The following is an 871-nucleotide window of genomic DNA, read 5'->3' as shown; positions in this document are numbered from 1 at the left end:
ACCTAGAATGACTAGGTATCAAAAATTTCACTGCATATTGTCTAAAAAATAGTCACTGCCAGCACCACATTTGAATATTCAACATGCCCTATATTACTTTTAAATGAAATCGACTATCGTCAAGATTATAAGGCTATGATGTTTAAATGTTCAATATACCCAAATGCCTTCTTTTCTATATTATGACAATTATATAAGGTTTTTTTTATGCTGATAACTGCGCTTCGCTCTGCATACAGCCATCGCCTGTTACTCATGCGGATGAGCACTCTATCCATCTTAGGAGTGGCTGTCAGCGCTTGTAGCACCCTAGCGCCAGCCACTATAACATCTGAGACGCCTGACGCACCTGAGATAAAGCCACTGAGTGTGGCACTCGTATTAGGCGGTGGCGGTGCTAAAGGCTTTGCTCATGTAGGCGTCATTAAGGCATTAGAAGAGAATGGTATTACACCCACGCTAATCGTTGGCACCAGCGTCGGTAGCTTAGTGGGTAGCCTATATGCTAGCGGCTATACACCTGTTCAGCTTGAGCACTTAGCACTCACCACCACAGATAATGAGCTAACAGACTTCACCTTGTCCAACCAAGGGTTTATCGAAGGCATCAAGCTCAAAAATTTTATTAACGCCAAAGTGAATGGTCAAGCAATAGAAGACTTTCCTATCCGCTTTGCGGCAATTGCTACCGAAAAAAACACGCCAAAAAAAGCAGTGTTTACCACTGGTAATGCTGGATTGGCTGTACAAGCATCTTGTAGCGTTCCCAATATCTTTATCGCTCCGCGTATTCCCGAAAAAATTGGTAAAAAATATGGTGGTGTATCAGAAAGTATGCTGAGGAGATAAAAGGAGGGTGACAGCCAAAGCA

The 871-nt window shown here is 42.7% G+C and carries 1 protein-coding gene; it reads left to right on the top strand.

Going from position 1 to position 871, the window contains the following annotated elements:
- Positions 1-207: 207 nt before the first annotated feature.
- A complete protein-coding gene (locus EI164_RS16460; protein WP_318779572.1) occupies positions 208-849 on the top strand; it encodes a patatin-like phospholipase family protein in 642 nt (213 codons plus the stop codon).
- Positions 850-871: the final 22 nt, after the last annotated feature.

The organism is Psychrobacter sp. FME13 (assembly GCF_014861395.1).
Taxonomy (GTDB): domain Bacteria; phylum Pseudomonadota; class Gammaproteobacteria; order Pseudomonadales; family Moraxellaceae; genus Psychrobacter.
The sequence above is the reverse complement of the archived record's forward strand: the minus strand, read 5'-3'. Positions and strand labels throughout refer to the sequence as shown.

Excerpts from the sequence above, each read along its gene's own strand:
- EI164_RS16460 (WP_318779572.1), top strand. The coding sequence starts at position 208 with ATGCTGATAACTGCGCTTCGCTCTGCATACAGCCATCGCCTGTTACTC.